A 19,394-nucleotide genomic window follows, 5' to 3' on the forward strand; every position below is an offset into this window, starting at 1 on the left:
TGCCATGAGCCAATTCCACACCTTCGACCACGACCAGCAGGTCGCCAGCCTGAAGCGCCTGGCGTTCACCGCCCTTGAGCAATGGGACGGCGATTTCGTCCGTCTGGACCTGATCAAGTACCGTGAAAACGCTGTGTTCTGCGCCACCCGCCGCGACGGCCAACGCAGCGCCCTGCGCGTCCATCGCGACGGCTACCACTCCGAGGAAGCCTTGCGCTCCGAGCTGCAATGGATGGAGGCACTGGCCGCCGACGGCATCCATGTACCGCAGATCATCCGCACCCGCCACGGTGAGCATCTGGCACGGGTTCACAGTGACGAGCTGGGCGAATCTCGCTACATCGACATGCTCGGCTGGCTGAACGGCACCAGCATCGGCTCGGCCGAACACGGACTCGCGGTGCAGACCGACGTTGCCGGCCTGTTCTTCGACACCGGTGCCGTCGCCGCGCGCATCCACCAGAGTTCGGCACGCTGGGAGCAGCCCAACGCTTTCAGCCGCCACGCCTGGGATGAAGAAGGCCTGATCGGCCAGCGCCCATTCTGGGGCCCCTACTGGGAGCTGGACCTGCTCCAACCAGCCCAGCGCGCGCTGTTGCAGGCCACACGTCAGGCGGCACGCGCGGACCTGCGACGTTATGGGCGCAACCTGGACAACTTCGGCATGATCCACGCCGACCTGGTGCCGGAAAACCTGCTGCTGGAGCAGGCCAGACTGCACCTGATCGACTTTGATGACGCCGGCTTCGGTTGGCACATGTTCGAGCTCGCCACGGCGTTGTACTTCTGCCTGGATGACCCGCGCTACACGGAGATCGAAGCGGCGCTGCTGGGTGGCTACCACTCGGTCAAACCGCTGACCGCGGCTGACCGCGCGACCTTGCCGCTGTTCCTGGCGCTACGCGGGATGACCTACCTGGGCTGGATTCACACCCGTCGGGAAATTCGCACAGCCGAGGAGCTGGCGCCCATGCTGATCGGGCGGGCCTGCCATCTGGCGCAGGCCTACCTCGACCAGCGATGATCCATCGCGGCAGCGCCTGGCAGGGATGCACAAGCGCCTGGCGCGCAGGGTAATGCCGGTTGCGCGGGACTCCGCCATGATGGCCCGGAGCGTCCGCCAACCGCGCTCGACAGGTAACCCGACATGACAGGCATTGCCCGACACCAGGCATCCGACTCCGACGAGCTCGCCGGCGCACTGGCCGGCTGGAACCAGGACTACACCCAACTGGGACGTGGCCGGCTGCATGCCGAATTGCTGCACATCCAGCTCGTCGAGGCGTCACTCATCTACGAGCACTCCAACCTGCACCTGCACGAGAACATGACGCCACCGCAAGACCAAGTGGTGTTCGGCATTCCGCTGAAGGTTTCCGCTGATTCGCTGTTCAATGGCGGAGCCCTGGCCGGCGACACTCTGCTGGTACTGGAAGTTGGCGAGGAAATGGAAATCTGTGCCCCCGGCGAAATCGGCATGCTCGGGCTGACAGTGGATCGCCGCCTGATCGCCCGGGTTCTCGGGGCCGAGGAGCAGGAACGCCTGGAGCAGGCACTCGGCCGGCGCCGCCTGGATATCTCACCGCTGGCTGCGCAGCGCCTGCGCGAGGACCTGTGCGCCTCCATCGGCGCCTTCGAGCGCGCGGAATACGACCCGCGCTCAGCCGAGCATGGCGTGCGTACCGTGATGTCCAGCCTCGACTGCGTGCTCCAGGGGCTGGACGAGGTGCTACTCGGTCCGAACCAGCGCGGTAGCGCCCTGCCCCGCACACTGGAACAACGTCGCCGCCTGGTGCTGGCGGCGGTGGAGATGATGCAGGCGAACCTCGACCTGCCGCTGTCCATGCTCGAACTCTGCCAGGCCCTGAACACCAGCCACCGCACCTTGCAGTACTGCTTCAAGCAGATCAGCCAGGCCACGCCGCAGCAGTTCTTCCTTTCCCTACGCCTGGCCGAGGCACGTCGCCGGCTAAAGCAAGACCCGCTGCAGAGCATCACCACCCTGGCGCTGGACCTGGGCTTTGCCAGCTCCAGCCATTTCTCTTCGCTCTACAAGCGCCTGTATGGCGAACAGCCCTCCCTGACCGGGCGCCGGGGTTAGGCCGCGCCCCCAAGGCCGACTCAGCGCCTCTTGCGCAGCGGCTCGAGAAGCGGTTTCAGGCCGTTGTGGTCGATCTCCTGCATCAGCATCAGCAACCGACCGATCTCACCCTTGGGAAAGCCCTCGCGGGCGAACCAGTTGAGGTAATGCCCAGGCAGGTCGGCGAGCAGACGGCCCTTGTACTTGCCGTAAGGCATTTCGCGGGTGACCAGGAGCAGCAGGTCTTCGGGGTTCATCGGGTGGCCTTGCAGGTAGAGAGAGCGGCGATTGTCGCAGAGCCACGGCTCAGGCATCCACAGCTGCGCCCAGTAGACCGAACTCCGCCGGCACCTTCACGTAGAACAGAGTCACGCCTTCTTCTTCCAGGCGCTTGAGCAAGGCGTCGCATTCGTCCTCGGAGAGCGCAAGGAGGATCAGCATCGGCTGGTCGGCCATCTCGAAGAAGTGGTGAGAATGAAATTGCCGACTGTGGCCAAAACCCTCGATCCCGGAAACCAGAGTGGCGCCGCGCAGGCCCATGTCCATGGCCTGGGCGACGATCCAGTCAGCCAGCATCTTGCCCTGATGACGGCGGTTCTGCTGGGTATACAGGGTGAGCTGGTAGCCTTTCATGCGACCTCCACATTAGAGCCTGCTCACGGTTGCGCGAGCTAGAGAGGAACAAGGCGCGAATAGCTTAGGGCGCAGAGTTTACGAGCTGTAAATGAACAAGCCCGAAGCCATTCGCAACGCAGTTAATCCGACGCGCAGCCGATCGTGGGCAGGCGCTCAGACGATGCCACCATTGACCCGCAGCGTCTGTCCGTTCACCCAGGCCCCTTCCGGACTGACGAGGAAAGCCACCAGATTGGCGATGTCTTCGGGATTGCCCAGCCGTTCCAGCGGCGCCTGCTTGGTCAGGCGCTCCACCAGTTCCGCCGGTTTACCTTCCAGGAACAGGTTGGTTGCGGTCGGCCCCGGCGCCACGCAGTTCACCGAGATGTTCCGCCCGCGCAGCTCGCGAGCGAAGATCGCGCTCATGGTTTCCACCGCCGCCTTGGACGCGGCATAGATGGCGTAGCCCGGCAGGCTCAGCCCAACCACGCTGCTGGACAGATTGACGATGCGACCGCCACGGCGCAGGCGCGACGCCGCCAGTTTGAGGGTGTTGAAGGTGCCTCGGGTATTGATGGCGAACAGCCGGTCGTAGAGCGCCATTTCGGTGTCGGCCAACGGCACCAGGCCGGGCTGGATCACTCCGGCATTGTTTACCAGGATGTCGATGGCGCCGTATTCCATCTCCGTCTGGTCGAAGAGGACGGCGACCGCCACCGGGTCGCTGACATCGGCCAGCACCGGGTAGGCCTTGCCACCCGCGCGCCGGATCTCCTCCACCACCTGTTCGGCGGCTTCCGGCCGCGAGGCGTAGTTGACCACCACCTGGATTCCTTCGGCGGCCAGGCGTCGCGCAATGGCGGCACCGATACCCCGGGACGCTCCGGTGACGATGGCTGTTCTGGCAGTTTCTGGCATGCGGCTCTCCCGGACAGGCCCTCGAAGCCACGGCTGCTGCCGTGTGTGGGGCCTTTTGAGTGGTATAGCCGCTGTTGGCGCGCCGTGCGGGACCGGTTATCCGGCGCCGCAATCGGCCCCGAAGGGGCTCATTCATTTGATCCCGGGAAACCACATCCTCAGGACGTGATCACGAATCATCGGCTCTGCCTGTGATAATTCGAAGTGCTCCCATTAGCGGGAGGGGTTTGAACTTTCTGCAGGAGCGAGCTTGCTCGCGAAAGATCGTGCTCGGCCTGTTCGCGAGCAAGGTCGCTCCTACAAGTTCCCTGGTGGGCGGACGCAGAGGCCATCCGCCCTACCGGTCACCAAGGGTAGAGCCGCAGTCCGCAAGGCGATTGAAATCGCCCCTAGAAGGTGCCGCCTACCGGCGCTGTGGTCGCCACCGGCCTGTAGCTCGCCGGGCTGAACAGCCGGGTCAGCCCGAGCATCAGCACCGCGCTGACCACCAGCACCAGCCAGGCGGCGGCGAAGCTGCCGGTGAGTTCCCGCAAAAAGCCGCTGAGCCAGGGCGACACGGCGTTGATCAGGAAGCCCACTCCCTGCACGAAAGCCGCCAGTTGACCAGCCTCGCGCGGGTCGCGGCGGTGGTCGAGGGTGAGGATCAGGCTGAGGGCGAAGCAGGCCCCGAGACCGAAGCCGATCAGCGCCACCCAGAGAGCGGACAGCTCCGTCGGCGCCCAGATCAGACCGCCGAATCCCACTGCCTGGGCGGCCAGGCTGACCGACAGCAATGGCCGACGGTCAATACTGCGCTGCGCCAGTGCGGGCATGCCCAGCGCGGCAATGACCTGGAAGAGGGTCATGAAGGCGAGCAGTGAGCCGCTGCGGGTTGGGCTCCAGCCGAGTTGCTGATAGTAGGCTGGCAGCCACGCCACCATGCTCATGTAGCCGCAGTTCACCAAGCCGAAGTACAGCGCCAGCAGCCAGGCCCGGCGATTGCCGGCGAAACGCGCGGACCTACCTGCGACGGTCGGCGCGGGCCCCGGCACGGGACGCGCCAGCCACAGCACCAGGGCCAGCAACGCCGGCACCAGCCAGAGGCCAAGGCCGGCCTGCCAATGCTCAAAACGGTGGGCGAGTAGCGGGCTGCACAGCGCGGCCAGACCTCCACCGGCCATCAGGGATGCGGAATAGACCCCCATGGCCAGCGCCACGCGGCCTTCGAAACGTCGCTTGATCACGGCCGGCAGCAACGCCTGGATGAGCGCCACCCCGGCGCCGCCCAGCAACGCGGTTGCAAGCAGTGGCCCGGCCTGGCCGAGGAGCAGCCGCGCCAGGCAAGCGCCGGCGATCAGTGCCAGACCGAGGCCGATGCCGCGCCGCTCGCCCAGGCCGTCCAGCCGGTTGCTCAGCAGCGCCACCAGGCCCATGCAGACGACCGGCAAGGTGGTCAGCAACGCGGCAGTTTGGAAGCCCATGCCGGTGGCGCCGCGGATATCAGCCAGCAGCGGACTGACCGAGGCGAGGATAGGTCGCAGGTTCAATCCAAGGGCGATGAGCAGTGCCCAGCCGGCGAATCTTTCAAGGCGTTCAGCGCGTTGCATGCAGGGCCTGCCAGCGCGCGTAGATTTCGCTCATGGCCGGTTGCGGCAGGTGCCGGATATCCAGCTTCTGGGCCTCCAGCGGCAGGGCCATCTGTTGGTAGACGGCAGCGGTGGAAAGGCCGAAGGGTTCGCCCACGGAATTGGCCGCGGCAAATACCACGCGGCTCACGCCACACAGATGCATGGCCGCCAGGCACATGGGGCAAGGTTGGCCGCTGGCATAGATGACGCAACCGTCCAGGCGCGGCCCTAGTTGCCTGCTGGCAGCGCGGATGGCCTGGAGTTCGGCATGGCAGGTCGGGTCCTGGGTCAGATGGATTTCATTCACGGCACGAGCAAGAACTTCACCATCGCGAACCAGCAGTGCACCAAATGGACGGCCGCCCTGCTCCACGTTCTGCCGCGCCAGTTCCACGGCCTGTTCCAGGTAATTGCGTTCTTCAGACATGGGTTGGTCCATCAATCAGCGGGCGCCGGCGGCGCGCAGCCTGGCGGCGATGGCCGACTGGCCGCGCTGCTCGGCATGTTGCAAGGGGGTAACGCCGTCCTTGTCGGGCAGGTCGAGATCGGCATCGGCGGCGATCAGCAGGTCGACGATGCGCTGGTGGGCCAGGCCGCCGTCGCCCAGCAGCACGGCTTCCAGCAGGCAGGTCCAGCCCAGCTTGTTGACATGGTCGAGGTCGACGCCAGCGGCGATCAGGGTGCGCACGGTTTCCACGTGGCCACGCTCGCAGGCGGGAATCAGTGCAGTGCCGCCGAAGCGATTGGTGCTGTGCAGATCGGCACCATGGGCGAGGGTCAGTTCCAGGATCTGCTGGTGACCGCTGGCGCCGGCCAGCAGGTAGGCGCTGTCCTGCATGCGGTTCTGCAGATTGACGTTGGCACCGGCTTCGATCAGGCGGCGCGCCACCTCGACCTGATTTCCGGCCGTGGCGACCAGCAAGGGGGTATTGCCCTCGGCATCGCGTACATCCACCGAAACGCCCTGTTCCAGCAGTTTGTCGACGGTGACCAGGTCACCCGTCCCGGCCGCCTGAAGCAGGCTTTGGCCGGCGTCATCGGCGTTCGCCTGGGCCGCCAGCAGCAGGCTGGTGGCGAGGAGCAGGCAGTGGGTGAGTCGGGCTTTCATGGTTCGCCTCCGCGCTTCGTCGAATGAGCGAAATTATGTCCACCTGGTCAGGTATTCTGAAATTAAATATATCCATGCCTATCAGTGTCAGTAGGAATAGTTAAATGTTCGATCCCCTCCTCCTGCGCAGCTTCGTGGCCGTAGCCGACTGCGGTAACTTCACCCGCGCCGCCGAGCGCCTGCACCTCACTCAATCCACCGTCAGCCAGCAGTTGCGAAGGCTGGAGGAAAGCCTCGGTTGCCGCCTGCTGGACCGCAGCCAGCGCCAGGTGGTGGCGACCGCCGAGGGGGAACAGCTGCTCGGCTATGCACGGCGCATCCTTGCCCTTCAGGACGAAGCCGCTGAAGTGCTGCGCCACCAGCCCGGCAGCGGCGTATTGCGCCTGGGGGTGCCTGAGGACTTCGCCGCTGAACGCCTGATGCCGGTGCTCGCAGAATTCTCCGCCGCCTGGCCCGGCGTGCGCCTTGAGGTGACCAGCGGCCTCAGCCCGGAACTGCTGCGGCTGTACCAGGGCGGTGAGTTCGACCTGCTGTTGGTCAAGCGTATGGGCGATGGCGGTGACAGCCTGGCGTCCTGGCCGGAGCCCCTGGGCTGGGTGGACAGCGCCAGCCAACCGGTCTTCGGACGTGAACCGCTGCCGCTGGTGGTGTTTCCGCCTGGCGGGCTCTACCGCAACGAAATGCTCCATGGCCTGGACGTGCAGGGCCGGCGCTGGCGCATCGCCTACTCCAGCGCCAGCCTGGCAAGCGTGCGTGCGGCAGTGGCTGCTGGCCTGGGCGTGAGCCTCTTGCCGCTGCGCGTGCTGGGGCCGGAGCACCGCTTGCTGGACGAAGGGCAAGGGTTGCCGGAGATCCGAGGGTTGAGGCTGGCGCTGTATGGGAGGACCGGATTGGGGCGTGCGGGGGATGAGTTGGTGGAGAGCCTGAAGGTGTTGTGTGAGGTGCCGGTTGTGGATGTGAGCGGCCAGACGTAACCCTGTGGGAGCGAATCATTCACTCCCACAATGGTGTCCCACTCCAAGTGTCGGGAGCGTCAGGGAGTCGCTTCCGAATCCGAATCCACCTGTTCCAACTGTCCCTGATCCCACCCGCCACCCAGCGCCGCGATGAGCTGGACGCTGGTGGTCAGGCGGGTACCCATCAGGGTCAGAACGGTGCGCTCGTTGCTCAGTGCGGTGGCCTGGTTGGTGACCACGCTGTTGAAGTCCACGGTACCGGCCCGGTACTGGTTGGTGATCAGGCGCAGGGCCTCGCGGGCAGCATCGAGGGCCTCCTGCTGCACCCCGCTCTCCTCTTCCAGGACGTCGAGCTGGACCATGTAGTCCTCGGCCTCGCGGAAGCTGTCCAGCACAGTCTGGCGGTAGGTCGCGACGGTCTGGTCGTAGCTGGCTTCGGCCTGCGCCACCTGGGAGCGGATCAGGCCACCATCGAACAGGGTCATGGCGAATTCCGGGCCGATGGACCAGAAGCGGTTCGGCGTGGTGATCCAGTCCTGCAGGCTGCCGCTGCGATAACCACCCGCAGCGGTCAGGCTGAGGCTGGGGAAGTAGGCCGACTTGGCGACACCGATCTGCGCGTTGGCGGCCATCATGTTGCGCTCGGCGGAAGCCACGTCAGGACGACGCTCCAGCAGTTGCGAAGGCAGCAGGGTGGGCACGCTCGGCAGGGCCGGCACGCTGTCCACTTCGGCCAGGCTGAACTCCGCCGGCGGTACGCCGATCAGCACGGCGATGGCGTTTTCCAGTTGCGCACGCTGGTACTTGAGGTCGATGGCCTGGGCCTGGGTGCTCTTCAGCTGGGTGGTGGCCTGGGCCACGTCGGCGCGGGTCACGATGCCAGCCTTGTACTGGTTCTGGGTCAGCGTCAGGGCGCGTTGGTAACCGGCGATGGTGGCTTCCAGCAAGCGTTTCTGCGCATCCAGAACGCGCAGTTGCAGATAGTTCTGCGCAAGTTCCGATTGCAGGCTGAGGCGCGCTGCGGCCAGGTCGGCAGCGCTGGCCTGCATGCTGGCAGTGTCGGACTCCAACTGGCGGCGTAGCTTGCCCCAGAGGTCGATCTCCCAGTTCACCCCGAGGCTGGCGTCGTAGCTCTTGGACACGCCACCGCCACCGGAGCTGGTGACGGTTGAACCGTCGGACAGGCGCACGGTGCTATCGCCGCCACCCTGGCCCGAGCGGGTCTTGCCAGCATTGCCGCTCACCGAGGGGAAGAACGAGGCACGGGCACCACGGGCCAGCGCCTGCGCCTGACGGTACTGGGCGACGGACTGCGCCAGGGTCTGGTTGGAGGTTTCCAGGCGCTGCTGCAAGTCGTTGAGGGTGGCGTCGCCGTAAAGCTCCCACCAACGGCCACGATGGTCCAGGTCGGCCGGGCTGGCCAGGGACCAGCCCTCTGCATGCTTGAATTGCACGGGCACGCTTTGTTCCGGACGCTTGTAGTCCGGGCCGATAGCACAGCCACCGAGCAACAGGCCGGCGAGCGCCAGGGCTATCGCGCGGCGCAGGGGGTTCAGGGAAATGGCGGCGGTGTTCATAGGGGTGTTTCCAGAGCGGCGTCAGTGCGCACGCCACGCCAGCGATTGAAGCGATGGCGCAGACGGTCGAGATAGAGGTAGACCACAGGGGTCGTGTAGAGAGTCAGCAACTGGCTCAGCACCAGGCCGCCGATGATGGCGACACCTAGGGGCTGGCGCATTTCCGCGCCTTCCGTGCCGCCGATGAGCAGCGGAACGGCGCCGAGGATGGCGGCGATGGTGGTCATCAGGATCGGCCGAAGTCGCAACAGGCAGGCCTGGCGAATGGATTCTTCAGGCTCCATGCCTTCCTGGCGTTCGAGCTGCAAGGCGAGGTCGATCATCATGATGGCGTTCTTCTTCACCACGCCGATCAGCAGGAACAGTCCCAGCAGCGAGATCAGGCTGAACTCCCCACCGGTAAGCAGGATCGCCAGCAGCGCGCCCACCCCGGCCGACGGCAGCGTCGAGAGGATGGTCAGCGGGTGGACATAGCTCTCGTAAAGGATGCCGAGCACCAGGTACACCAGCACCAGGGCGGCGAGGATCATCCACGGCTGGTTCTGCTGGGTGCTCTGGAAGGCATCGGCGCTACCGCCCATACGCGCGATCACCGAGCTGGGCAGGCCGATGGCGGCCACCGCCTTCTCGATGGCCACGGTGGCCTTGTCGAGACTGACGCCAGGCGCCAGGTCGAAGGCAATGCTCTCCGAGGCGAACTGGCCTTCGTGGTTGACGCGGTCTTCTTCGAGGCTGCGCTCGTAGCGGGCGAAGCTGGACAGCGGCACGCGCTGGCCATCGGCAGTGATCAACTGGACCTGCTTGAGGGTTTCCGGGGCCTGGGCGTATTTCGGGTTGACCTCCATCACCACCTGGTACTGGTTCAGGGTGTCGTAGATGGTGGAAATCTGCCGCTGGCTGTAGGCGTTGTTCAGCGCGGTGGTGACCATGGACATGTCGACCCCTAGTCGCTTGGCGGTGTCGCGGTCCACTTGCAGGGTGACCTGCTGGGCGCCCTCCCCTTCGTTAGCGTCGATGGCGGTGAGCTCCGGCAACGCCTTGAGTGCAGCGGTGACCTTCGGCCCCCAGGTGCGCAGGTCGGACAGTTCGCCACTCTGCAACACGTACTCGTACTGCGAACTGCGCTGCTCGCGGCCGCCACCGAATTGCAGGTCCTGGTCGGCCATCAGCATCAGCCGGCCACCGGGCACCTTGGGTAGATTGGCGCGCAGGCGTTCGATGACCTTCTGCGCCGACACATTGCGCTCGGCGATGGGCTTCAGGCGCACGATCATGAAGGCGTTGTTGATACCACCACTGCCGCCGATGAAGCCGGCCACGCTTTCCACGGCCGGGTCCTTGAGGACGGCGCGGCGGAAGATTTCCATCTTCGGCTGCATCACGGTGAAGGACAGACCATCGTCGCCACGGATGAAGCCGATCAACTGGCCGGTGTCCTGCTGTGGCAGGAAGGTCTTGGGCACCAGCACGTAGAGCGCGATATTGCAGCCGATGGTCAGCAACAGGCTCGCCAGGGTCAGACGCGGATGACGCAGGGCCACGCCCAGGGTCCGGTCGTAGACATTGACCATGCGCGTATGCAGCGCCTCGCTCCAGCGTTGCAGGCGGCTGTCTTCGTCCGGCACATGGGGTTTCAGCCAACGCGCACAGAGCATCGGCGTCAGGGTCAGGGACACCAGCAGCGAAACCAGGATAGCCACCGCCAGGGTCAGCGAGAACTCGCGGAACAACCGGTCGATGATGCCGCCCATGAACAGGATGGAGACGAATACCGCCACCAGCGAGAGGTTCATCGACAGCAAGGTGAAGCCGACTTCGCGGGTGCCCTGCAGCGCCGCCTTGAATGGCGCCATGCCGTCGTTGATGTGCCGCGAGATGTTCTCCAGCACCACGATGGCGTCGTCCACCACCAGGCCGGCGGCGAGGATCAGCGCCATCAGCGACAGCACGTTGAGCGAGAAGCCCATCAGGTACATCACCGCGAAGGTGCCCACCAGCGACACCGGCACCGCCAGTGCCGGAATCAGCGAGGCGCGCAGGTTACCGAGGAACAGGTAGACGACCAGGATCACCAGGCCGACGGCGATCAGCAGCGTGCGCTCGGCTTCGTGCAAGGTGGCGCGGATCACCGGCGAGCGGTCCATGGCCAGATCCAGCTTGACGCTGGCCGGCAACACCGCCTGCAGCGCGGGCAGTTGCTGCTTGATGCTTTCGATGGTCTCGATGATGTTGGCGCCGGCCTGGCGGTTGATCACCAGCAGCACCGCCGAGTCGTCGTTGAAGAAGCCGCTGTTGTAACGGTCTTCCACCGCATCGCGGACCTTGGCCACATCGCCCAGGCGCAGGGCGGCGCCGTCCTGGTAGCGGAGGATCAGCGGCGTGTAGTCGGCAGCCTTCTCCAGCTGGTCGTTGGCACCTACCTGCCAGTGGCGGCCGGCGTCTTCCACGGAGCCCTTGGGGCGACGCTGGTTGGCGGCGGCGATGGCGCTGCGCACATCGTCCAGGGCAATACCGTACTGAGTCAGCAGTTGCGGCTCCAGCTCCACCCGCACGGCCGGCAGCGAGCTGCCGCCGATCTGCACCTCACCCACGCCCTTAACCTGGGACAGGCTCTGGGCCAGGATGGTGGACGCCATGTCGTAGAGCTCACCTTTCTCCTTCACGTCGGAGGTCAGCGACAGCACCATGATCGGCGCCTGGGACGGGTTGACCTTCTTGTAGGTGGGCATGCTGCGCATGCCGCTGGGCAGCAGGTTGCGGGAGGCGTTGATGGCCGCCTGCACATCGCGGGCAGCGCCATTGATGTCGCGGTCCAGGTCGAACTGCACGATGATCCGCGTCGAGCCCTGGCTGGTGCGGCTGGTCATCTGATTGATGCCGGCGATAGTGCCCAGGGAGCGTTCCAGCGGCGTGGTCACGCTGGACGCCATGATCTCCGGACTGGCGCCGGGCAGGCTGGCCTGCACAGTGATCACCGGGAAGTCCATCTGCGGCAGCGGCGACACCGGCAGCAGGCCGAAACTGACGCTACCCAGCAGCAGGATCGCCAGGCTCAGCAGCATGGTGGCGACCGGGCGATGGATGAAGGGGGCGGAGAGGTTCAAAGACTAGCCTCCGCGCGGAGCACGACTGCCCTCACCCCCGCCCTCTCCCAGGGGGAGGGGGAGTAAAAGCGGCTCATACCGCCACCCCCGCCGCACTGCGGCCGGTGAAGCGACGGGCCAGGCGGTCGAAGGCCAGGTAGATCACCGGAGTGGTGAACAGGGTCAGCACCTGGGACAGCAGCAGGCCGCCCACCATAACCAGGCCCAGTGGCTGGCGCAGTTCGGCGCCGGAGCCGGTAGCCAACATCAGCGGGATGGCGCCGAACAGGGCCGCCAGGGTGGTCATCAGGATCGGTCGGAAGCGCAGCAGCGCCGCCTGGTAGATCGCATCCTCGGGCGACATGCCCTGGTGCCGCTCCGCGTCCAGGGCGAAGTCGATCATCATGATGGCGTTCTTCTTCACGATGCCGATCAGCAGGATGATGCCGATGATCGCGATCAGGCCCAGGTCATTGCCGGTCAGCAGCAGCGCAAGCAGGGCGCCGACGCCCGCCGAAGGCAACGTGGAGAGGATGGTCACCGGGTGGATATAGCTCTCGTAGAGCACCCCCAGCACGATGTACATGGTCACCACCGCCGCCAGGATCAGCAGCAGCGTGCTCGACAGCGACGCCTGGAAGGCCGCCGCCGCGCCCTGGAAGCGGGTCTGGATGCCTTCGGGCATGCCGATGTCCTGCTGCACCCGTTCGATCACCGCCACCGCTTCGCCCAGGGCGACGCCAGGCGCCAGGTTGAAGGACAGGGTCACGGCCGGGAACTGGCCGATATGGCTGACCGCCAGTTGCGTCTGGCGCTCTTCCACTGTGGCCAGTGCCGAGAGCGGCACCTGGGTGCCGGCACTGGTGACGACGTGAATCTGCTGCAGCGCCTGCGGGCCGATCACTTCGCCGGCGGCGGATTCCAGCACCACGCGGTACTGGCTGGACTGGGTGAAGATGGTAGAAATCTGCCGCTGGCCGAAGGCGTCATAGAGGGCGTCGGTGATGGCGGAAATCTCCACACCCAGGCGTCCGGCCATGTCGCGGTCGATGTTCAGGTACACCTGCAGGCCCTTGTCCTGAAGGTCACTGGCCACGTCCGATAGCTCCGGCTGCTGACGCAGGGCGTCCACCAGCTTGCCTGTCCACTCGTTGAGCAGGTCGGCGTCCGGGGATTCCATGCTGAACTGGAATTGGGTGCGGCTGACCCGGTCCTCGATGGTCAGGTCCTGCACCGGCTGCAGGTAAAGACGGATGTCGCTCTGTTTGTCGAGCTCGGGCTGCAGGCGCTGGATCACCTCGCTGGCGGTCACATCGCGGTCGCCGTGGGGCTTGAGGTTGATCAGCATGCGGCCGCTGTTAAGGGTGACGTTGTCGCCGTCGACGCCGATGTAGGACGTCAGGCTGGCCACCGCCGGGTCCTTGAGGATCAGCGCGGCGACCTTCTGCTGGCGTTCGCTCATGGAGCGGAAGGACACCGACTGCGGCGCCTCGGTGATGCCCTGGATGACGCCGGTGTCCTGCACCGGGAAGAAGCCCTTGGGTACCGCGAGGTAGAGCAGCACGGTCAACACCAGGGTGCCGATGGCCACCAGCAGGGTCAGGCCCTGGTGCCTGAGCACCCAGGTCAGGCCAAGGCCATAGCGTTGGATCATGCCGTCGATGAAATCACCGCTGGCCTTGTAGAAACCGCCCTCCTCTTCTTTCTTCTCCCGCTTGAGCAGGCGCGCGCACATCATGGGCGTCAGGGTCAGGGAGACCACCAGCGAGATCAGGATCGCCACCGCCAGCGTGATGGCGAACTCGCGGAACAGCCGGCCCACCACATCAGCCATGAACAGCAACGGGATCAATACGGCGATCAGCGAGAAGGTCAGGGAGATCAGGGTGAAACCGATCTGCTTCGCACCCTTGAGCGCGGCATTGAGCGGTGTCTCCCCCTCTTCCAGGTGACGGGAGATGTTTTCCAGCATGACGATGGCGTCGTCCACCACGAAGCCGGTGGCGATGGTCAGTGCCATCAGCGTCAGGTTGTTGATGGAGAAGCCGGCCAGGTACATCACCGCGAAAGTGCCCACCAGGGACAGCGGCACGGCGATGGACGGGATGATGGTGGCACTCATCCGGCGCAGGAACAGGAAGGTCACCATCACCACCAGGGCGATGGCGAGGAATAGCTCATGCTGCACATCGGTGATGGCCGCGCGGATGGTCTGGGTGCGGTCGGTGAGGACCACGACATCGATGCCCGCCGGCAGGTTGGCGGTGATCGACGGCATCAGGGCCTGGATGCGGTCCACCACCTCGATCACGTTGGCGCCGGGCTGGCGCTGGATGTTCAGCAGCACCGCCTCGTTCTGGTTGGCCCAGGCGGCGAGGCGCTCGTTCTCAGCACCGTCGACGATACTGGCGACATCCTTCAGTCGCAGGGCGGCGCCGTTGTTGTAGGCGAGGATGAGGTTGGCGTATTCCTCGGCGGACTTGAGCTGGTCATTGGCGTCCAGCATGGAAACGCGGGTCGGGCCGTCGAAGTTGCCCTTGGGCTGGTTGACGTTGGACGCGCTCACCAGGCTGCGCACGTCGGACAGGTTCAGGCCATTGGCCGCCAGGGCTTCGGGATTGACGCGAATGCGCACCGCCTGGCGCTGGCCGCCGGCGATGCTGACCATGCCCACGCCGCTGATCTGCGCCAGTTTCTGCGCCATGCGGGTGTCCACCAGGTTATGCAGCCTGGGCAGCGGCATGGTCTTCGAGCTGATGGCCAGGGTCAGCACCGGGGTATCGGCCGGATTGACCTTGTTGTAGACCGGCGGCGCCGGCAAGTCGTTGGGTAGCAGGTTGGTGGCCGCGTTGATGGCCGCCTGCACCTCCTGCTCGGCCACGTCCAGATTTATTTCCAGGCTGAAGCGCAGGGTGATGACCGAGGCACCGCCGGAACTGGTGGAAGACATCTGGGTCAGCCCTGGCATCTGCCCGAACTGGCGCTCCAGCGGCGCGGTAACGGCGCTGGTCATCACGTCCGGGCTGGCGCCCGGATAGAGGGTGAGGACGCGGATGGTCGGATAATCCACCTCGGGCAGCGCGGAAACCGGCAACAGTCGGTAGGCGATCAGGCCGGCGAGGAGGATCGCCAGCATGCTCAGAGTGGTGGCGACCGGCCGCAGGATGAACAGGCGAGAGAGGTTCATACGCCGCCTTTCGCGTCCTGGCCTTCAGGTTTGGCGCCCTGCAGTTGCTCGGTGGGCTGCACTGGAACCTCGTCGGCGTCATGCACCACTTCCACGTCGCTGCCGTCGCGCAGGCGGTCGGTACCTTCCAGCACGACGCGCTCGCCTGGCTGCAGACCGCTCTTGACCACCGTGCGCTCGCCGTCGTCCGGACCGGTTTCCAGCTTGCGGACCTTGACCTTCTTGTCGCCATCCATCACGTAGGCGAAGGTGCCCTGGCTGCCGAACTGCACGGCAGCCGAAGGAATCAGCACCGCCTGCGTCAGCAACTCGGCGCGCAGGCGGACATTGACGAACTGGTTGGGGAAGAGGATTTCGTCTTCGTTGGCGAAACGCGCCTTGAGTTTCAGGGTGCCGGTGGTGGTGTCGATCTGGTTGTCCAGGCTCTGCAGCACGCCTTCGGCCTGCTTGACCTTGTCGCCACGGTCCCACGCCTCGACCACCAGGGGCTGGCCGGCACGGAAGCGGCTGACCACCTGCGGCAACTGGCCCTCGGGGAGGGTGAAGGCGACGCTGATGGGCTTGGTCTGGGTGATGACCACCAGCGGCGTGGTGTCGCCGCTGCTGACCAGGTTGCCGAGGTCCACCTGGCGCAGGCCGAGGCGACCGGAAATGGGCGCGCGCACCTGGGTGAAACCGAGGTTCAGCCTGGCTGAAGCCACGGCCGCCTCGTCGGTCTTGATGGTCCCGCGGTACTGCGCCACCAGCGCTTCCTGGGTGTCCAGGGTCTGCTTGGCGATGCTGTCCTCGGCATAGAGGCCCTTGTAGCGGCCCAGGTCGATTTCGGCGTTCTTCAGTTGCGCGCGGTTTTGCGCCAGGGTGCCTTCGGCCTGTTGCAGGGCGACCTGGTAGGGACGCGGGTCGATCACCGCCAGCAGGTCGCCAGCCTTGACCTGTTGACCTTCCTCGAACTGCAGCTTGACCAGTTCACCATCGACACGACCGCGCACGTTCACGGTGTTCAGCGCAGTAACGGTGCCGAGAGCCTTGAGGTAAACCGGGAAGTCGCCCTGGCTGATGGTGGCGACACGCACCGGTACCGGTCCCGAGAAGGCACCGAATCCGGGGCGCCCGGCTCCCCCTCGGCCGTTCTGGTGGCCGGCTTTGGAGGCGGCTTCTGGCCAGAACCACCAGATCAGGACCAGCAGTGCCAACAGCGAGACGGCAATGACGAGCCAGTTACGGAGGGAACGGGAGTTCGGGGAAATCTCAGTGATCGGGGACATGATTCGAGTCGAGGTATGCGAGAGCGTGAACGATAAGCAGTTGAAAGCAGAAGGCAAAGTCTATTTACCGGCTATTTACCTAGGCCTGACGCAGCGAACTATCCTTACTGACCTGCGATTACCCTGCTTTTGCGGCCACAAGTGATTACACCGGGCCAGGGAGAGTTCCGTGTTCGAATGTTTCAGGCAGCGTTTTGCCGCCCTCAGGACAGGTGCCGAGGTCCATTCCTTGCGCATCGTCCGCCAGAGTTCCGAACAGGCCATGGTGCGCCGCGGCATCGCCGAGCCGCCGTCCCTGGGGCTGGACATGGGGGCGATGCTCAGCGTGCGCGTCGCTGGCGTGGAAGCCTATGCGGCCACTGCCGACCTCAGCCCCTCCGGGCTGCAACGGGCCCTGGACAAGGCCGAGGAGCTGGCCCGGCAGATCGCCCGCTACGCCCTGGTGGACCAGAGCCGACTCGAGTCGCCCCGAGGAAGTGCGGACTACCGTTCACCGGGACTGGAGCAGCCCTTCCCCAGCCTCGCCGAACGCTTCGAACTGCTGGCCGAGGAATCGGCGCGAATCCCCAATGACGCGCGCCTGGTCAACTGGAGCCTCTATCTCGACAGCCAGCGCCATGAGCAGCTCTACCTCAACAGTGCCGGCGCCGAGCAATGGCAGGACCTGCGCTTCACCTACCCCGGCATCAGCGTCACCGCTTTCGACGGCAGTGACAGCCAGACTCGCAGCTTCGGCGGCTACGGCAGTGGCCAGCAAGGCGGCACCGAAGTGCTGCAGCGCCTGGGTTTCGTCGGCGCCGCTGAGCGCGTGGCCGACGAGGCGCTGCAACTGCTGCTGGCGCCCAATACCCCCAGCGGGATCACCGACCTCTTGCTGATGCCGGACCAGATGATGCTGCAGATCCACGAGTCCATCGGCCACCCGCTGGAGCTTGACCGCATCCTCGGCGACGAACGCAACTATGCCGGCACCAGTTTCATCGGCCTGGAGGACTTCGGCCGCTATCAATACGGCTCGCCGCTGCTGAATGTCAGCTTCGATCCAGGCATCCCGGAAGAGTTGGCCAGTTACAGCCACGATGACGACGGCCGGCTGGCAAGCAAGGAAATGCTCATCCGGGATGGCGTGCTCCTGCGCCCGCTCGGCGGCGCCCTGTCCCAGCAACGCAGCGGCCTGCCGGGCGTGGCCAACAGCCGGGCGAGCAGCTGGAATCGCGCCCCCATCGACCGCATGGCCAATCTCAACCTGGAGCCGGGCGACCAGAGCCTGACCCAGCTCATCGGCGGCATCGAGCGCGGCGTCCTGATGAGCACCAATCGCTCCTGGTCCATCGATGACGCCCGTAACAAGTTCCAGTTCGGCTGCGAGTGGGGTCGGCTGATCGAGGATGGCGAACTCCGGGGCGTGGTAAAGAACCCCAACTATCGCGGGGTTTCCGCGCAGTTCTGGCGCAACCTCGCCGCAGTGGGCAATGCCAGCACCTTCGAGGTCCATGGCACGCCCTATTGCGGCAAGGGCGAGCCGAACCAGGTGGTGCGCGTGGGCCATGCCTCGCCCGCATGCGTCTTCAGACAAGTGGAAGTCTTTGGAGGAGCCCAGTGATGGCTGACGCAGAATCCCGCTTCACCGCCCTGGCCGAAAGCCTGAACGCCAACCTGCAGGCCGGCGAGGATTTCAGCCTCTGGTACAGCGGCGAGGAGTCCGAGTTCATTCGTTTCAACCGTGCCCAGGTGCGCCAGGCGGGGCACGTGACCCAGGGCACCGGCCGCCTGCGGCTGATCCGCGACGATCGCAGCGCGGAGATCGCCATCGCGTTATCCGGCGATCCGGAAAGCGACCGCCAGCATCTGGCCGAAGGCCTGGTGCAGCTGCGCCTGGTGATCTGCCAGTTGCAGCCGGACCCTTACCTGCAAGTGGAGCGCTCCGCCTGGCATCGTCGTTCGGTAGACGAAGCCACCCTTCCCGACTGCGCCAGCGTGCTGGCCGGGATCGACGAAGCGGCCAACGGCCTCGACCTGGTGGGTATCTACGCCGCCGGCCCGTTGTACCGGGGTTTCGCCAATAGCTTCGGCGCCCTCGGATGGCACGCAGCACACTGCTTCAACTTCGACTGGAGCCTGTTCCACGCCAATCACCAGGCGGTGAAGGCCGATTACGCCGGCGCACGCTGGGACGCCAATGAGTTTGCCAGTCGCTTCGACAATGCCCGCCGGCAACTGGAGTATCTGGGCAAGCCAGTGCGTCACCTGCACCCCGGCGACTACCGCGCCTACCTGGCCCCGGCCGCCCTGGACGAAGTGTTGGGCATGCTCTCCTGGACTGGTTTTTCAGCCCGCGCCCTGGCCAACAAGGAAAGCCCTCTGCAGCGCCTGCATGACGGCAGCGCCCACTTGAGTCCGCTACTCAACCTCGACGAACAGGTTGCCGGCGCCCTGGCCCCGGCCTTCGGCCCAGAGGGAGCCCCGCGCAGCGATGTGTCACTGGTGCGCGGCGGCAAGCTCACCGGGCAACTGGTCTATCCCCGCAGCGCGCGCGAATACGACCTGCAGGCCAACTGCGCCGACGCCAACGAAGCCACCCAGTCACTGGTGATGGGCGCTGGCACGCTTCCCCTGGAAAACGTGCTGGAGCGCCTTGGTAACGGTCTCTACATCGGCAATCTCTGGTACCTGAACTGGTCCGACCTGCCTGCCGCACGCATGACCGGCATGACCCGCTTCGCCACATTCTGGGTGGAAGACGGCCAGATCCAGGCGCCAGTGGACACCATGCGTTTCGATGACAGCCTGTTCAACCTGCTCGGCGACCAGTTGGAAGAGCTGACCCAGGAGCGACAGTTGCGCTTGTCCAACAGCACCTACGGCGAGCGCCAGACCTGGTCAGCACTGCTGCCGGGAGCACTGGTCAGAAACCTGAAACTGACGCTGTAGCCCTGCCCTGTGGGAGGGATTTCAATCGCGAATGAATTCGCTCCCACAGATCAGCCTCAACCCCACA

The 19,394-nt window shown here is 65.4% G+C and carries 15 protein-coding genes; 5 read left to right on the plus strand and 10 right to left on the minus strand.

All coding sequences use genetic code 11. The features are described 5' to 3' along the window. Nucleotides 1-4 precede the first annotated feature (4 nt). Together D6Z43_RS07640 and D6Z43_RS07645 are read left to right on the plus strand one after the other, a co-directional pair. Entirely contained in the window at nucleotides 5-1,024 is a 1,020-nt protein-coding gene (locus D6Z43_RS07640) for a phosphotransferase enzyme family protein (RefSeq protein ID WP_120651370.1), read from the plus strand. Between the two features lie 123 nt (nucleotides 1,025-1,147). Beyond that, nucleotides 1,148-2,101 carry a helix-turn-helix domain-containing protein gene (locus D6Z43_RS07645; RefSeq protein ID WP_120651371.1) on the plus strand — a complete coding sequence of 318 codons (954 nt, stop codon included), beginning with the start codon at nucleotides 1,148-1,150 and terminating at the stop codon, nucleotides 2,099-2,101. Nucleotides 2,102-2,121: 20 nt separating this feature from the next. On the opposite strand, the gene D6Z43_RS07650 is transcribed toward D6Z43_RS07645, so the two are convergent. From D6Z43_RS07650 to D6Z43_RS07675, 6 genes are all read right to left on the minus strand, one after another. Continuing rightward, nucleotides 2,122-2,337, minus strand: coding sequence for a DUF3820 family protein (locus D6Z43_RS07650; protein WP_120655213.1), 216 nt, complete (start codon nucleotides 2,335-2,337; stop codon nucleotides 2,122-2,124). Between the two features lie 49 nt (nucleotides 2,338-2,386). Then, entirely contained in the window at nucleotides 2,387-2,713 is a 327-nt protein-coding gene (locus D6Z43_RS07655) for a DUF190 domain-containing protein (protein WP_120651372.1), read from the minus strand. Nucleotides 2,714-2,869: 156 nt separating this feature from the next. Next, nucleotides 2,870-3,613: a glucose 1-dehydrogenase gene (locus D6Z43_RS07660; protein WP_120651373.1), complete on the minus strand. Its 744-nt coding sequence runs from the start codon at nucleotides 3,611-3,613 to the stop codon at nucleotides 2,870-2,872. A gap of 389 nt (nucleotides 3,614-4,002) precedes the next feature. Beyond that, nucleotides 4,003-5,199 carry a CynX/NimT family MFS transporter gene (locus tag D6Z43_RS07665; RefSeq protein WP_120651374.1) on the minus strand — a complete coding sequence of 399 codons (1,197 nt, stop codon included), beginning with the start codon at nucleotides 5,197-5,199 and terminating at the stop codon, nucleotides 4,003-4,005. Next, nucleotides 5,186-5,647 (minus strand): nucleoside deaminase, encoded by a 462-nt coding sequence (locus D6Z43_RS07670; protein WP_120651375.1) that lies wholly within the window; start codon nucleotides 5,645-5,647, stop codon nucleotides 5,186-5,188. The genes D6Z43_RS07665 and D6Z43_RS07670 overlap by 14 nt, the downstream gene beginning before the upstream one ends. A gap of 15 nt (nucleotides 5,648-5,662) precedes the next feature. Then, nucleotides 5,663-6,328, minus strand: a complete 666-nt coding sequence (locus D6Z43_RS07675; protein ID WP_120651376.1) for an ankyrin repeat domain-containing protein — start codon at nucleotides 6,326-6,328, stop codon at nucleotides 5,663-5,665. Between the two features lie 104 nt (nucleotides 6,329-6,432). Between D6Z43_RS07675 and D6Z43_RS07680 the strand changes: the two genes are divergently transcribed. Beyond that, complete coding sequence (locus tag D6Z43_RS07680) at nucleotides 6,433-7,302, plus strand: LysR substrate-binding domain-containing protein (RefSeq protein ID WP_120651377.1); 870 nt, start codon at nucleotides 6,433-6,435, stop codon at nucleotides 7,300-7,302. 59 nt (nucleotides 7,303-7,361) lie between these two features. On the opposite strand, the gene D6Z43_RS07685 is transcribed toward D6Z43_RS07680, so the two are convergent. The 4 genes from D6Z43_RS07685 to D6Z43_RS07700 form a co-directional block, all read right to left on the minus strand. Next, entirely contained in the window at nucleotides 7,362-8,861 is a 1,500-nt protein-coding gene (locus D6Z43_RS07685) for an efflux transporter outer membrane subunit (RefSeq protein WP_120651378.1), read from the minus strand. Then, nucleotides 8,858-11,965 carry a multidrug efflux RND transporter permease subunit gene (locus D6Z43_RS07690; protein WP_120651379.1) on the minus strand — a complete coding sequence of 1,036 codons (3,108 nt, stop codon included), beginning with the start codon at nucleotides 11,963-11,965 and terminating at the stop codon, nucleotides 8,858-8,860. Before D6Z43_RS07690 ends, D6Z43_RS07685 begins: the two co-directional genes overlap by 4 nt. 73 nt (nucleotides 11,966-12,038) lie before the next feature. Beyond that, nucleotides 12,039-15,131 carry an MdtB/MuxB family multidrug efflux RND transporter permease subunit gene (locus D6Z43_RS07695; protein ID WP_120651380.1) on the minus strand — a complete coding sequence of 1,031 codons (3,093 nt, stop codon included), beginning with the start codon at nucleotides 15,129-15,131 and terminating at the stop codon, nucleotides 12,039-12,041. After that, nucleotides 15,128-16,396 (minus strand): MdtA/MuxA family multidrug efflux RND transporter periplasmic adaptor subunit, encoded by a 1,269-nt coding sequence (locus D6Z43_RS07700; protein WP_120651381.1) that lies wholly within the window; start codon nucleotides 16,394-16,396, stop codon nucleotides 15,128-15,130. Before D6Z43_RS07700 ends, D6Z43_RS07695 begins: the two co-directional genes overlap by 4 nt. Before the next feature lie 169 nt (nucleotides 16,397-16,565). Between D6Z43_RS07700 and D6Z43_RS07705 the strand changes: the two genes are divergently transcribed. Then, nucleotides 16,566-17,999, plus strand: a complete 1,434-nt coding sequence (locus D6Z43_RS07705) for a TldD/PmbA family protein (protein ID WP_120651382.1) — start codon at nucleotides 16,566-16,568, stop codon at nucleotides 17,997-17,999. Beyond that, entirely contained in the window at nucleotides 17,999-19,327 is a 1,329-nt protein-coding gene (locus tag D6Z43_RS07710; RefSeq protein WP_120651383.1) for a TldD/PmbA family protein, read from the plus strand. The genes D6Z43_RS07705 and D6Z43_RS07710 overlap by 1 nt, the downstream gene beginning before the upstream one ends. Nucleotides 19,328-19,394 lie beyond the last annotated feature (67 nt).

Source organism: Pseudomonas sp. DY-1 (genome assembly GCF_003626975.1).
In the GTDB taxonomy this organism is placed as follows: domain Bacteria; phylum Pseudomonadota; class Gammaproteobacteria; order Pseudomonadales; family Pseudomonadaceae; genus Metapseudomonas.

Coding starts and splice junctions, on each gene's coding strand:
- D6Z43_RS07640 (WP_120651370.1), top strand. CDS start 5: ATGAGCCAATTCCACACCTTCGACCACGACCAGCAGGTCGCCAGCCTG.
- D6Z43_RS07645 (WP_120651371.1), top strand. CDS start 1,148: ATGACAGGCATTGCCCGACACCAGGCATCCGACTCCGACGAGCTCGCC.
- D6Z43_RS07650 (WP_120655213.1), bottom strand. CDS start 2,337: ATGAACCCCGAAGACCTGCTGCTCCTGGTCACCCGCGAAATGCCTTAC.
- D6Z43_RS07655 (WP_120651372.1), bottom strand. CDS start 2,713: ATGAAAGGCTACCAGCTCACCCTGTATACCCAGCAGAACCGCCGTCAT.
- D6Z43_RS07660 (WP_120651373.1), bottom strand. CDS start 3,613: ATGCCAGAAACTGCCAGAACAGCCATCGTCACCGGAGCGTCCCGGGGT.
- D6Z43_RS07665 (WP_120651374.1), bottom strand. CDS start 5,199: ATGCAACGCGCTGAACGCCTTGAAAGATTCGCCGGCTGGGCACTGCTC.
- D6Z43_RS07670 (WP_120651375.1), bottom strand. CDS start 5,647: ATGTCTGAAGAACGCAATTACCTGGAACAGGCCGTGGAACTGGCGCGG.
- D6Z43_RS07675 (WP_120651376.1), bottom strand. CDS start 6,328: ATGAAAGCCCGACTCACCCACTGCCTGCTCCTCGCCACCAGCCTGCTG.
- D6Z43_RS07680 (WP_120651377.1), top strand. CDS start 6,433: ATGTTCGATCCCCTCCTCCTGCGCAGCTTCGTGGCCGTAGCCGACTGC.
- D6Z43_RS07685 (WP_120651378.1), bottom strand. CDS start 8,861: ATGAACACCGCCGCCATTTCCCTGAACCCCCTGCGCCGCGCGATAGCC.
- D6Z43_RS07695 (WP_120651380.1), bottom strand. CDS start 15,131: ATGAACCTCTCTCGCCTGTTCATCCTGCGGCCGGTCGCCACCACTCTG.
- D6Z43_RS07700 (WP_120651381.1), bottom strand. CDS start 16,396: ATGTCCCCGATCACTGAGATTTCCCCGAACTCCCGTTCCCTCCGTAAC.
- D6Z43_RS07710 (WP_120651383.1), top strand. CDS start 17,999: ATGGCTGACGCAGAATCCCGCTTCACCGCCCTGGCCGAAAGCCTGAAC.